The following is a 415-nucleotide window of genomic DNA, read 5'->3' as shown; positions in this document are numbered from 1 at the left end:
CTCTTCACTGGTGAGGGTCAGAATCAGTTGTTCCTGCCAGCCGCCCAGTTCAATGTCTACCGCCACCCGACGTTCGCTGGAGGTTTTTGTCAGTGCCTGCTGCCAGTTATGATCAAGATTACGGTTTAGTGGGTGATGCGGGCGAATTTTGTGCAAATCTGCTGGCATTTCATTGGGCCAGACGCGGTACTGATTTTCTCCGGTTTTCTCGACCGTATTGGCACGAAAACCGACGACTTCACGTTTAATCATCACGTTCAGGCCATCGCCATTTGCCAGTGGCTCGGTAACGGCAACATCAATATGATCTTTCGCTACTTTCAATACTTCGCCCACCGGCAGGCCGATAAATTTCGGCGAATCGAACGCGCCAATATCGCCTTTACGGGCATTCACAAAATAATCTGTGCTACCA

General features: G+C 50.4%; 1 pseudogene. It reads right to left on the bottom strand.

Going from position 1 to position 415, the window contains the following annotated elements:
* Positions 1–415 (bottom strand): annotated as a pseudogene (locus D7W81_RS41625) (DUF3656 domain-containing protein); the annotation flags it as partial.

Origin of the sequence: Corallococcus aberystwythensis, from assembly GCF_003612165.1 — a bacterium.
Taxonomy (GTDB): domain Bacteria; phylum Myxococcota; class Myxococcia; order Myxococcales; family Myxococcaceae; genus Corallococcus; species Corallococcus aberystwythensis.
This window is presented reverse-complemented; position numbering and strand designations above follow the sequence as displayed.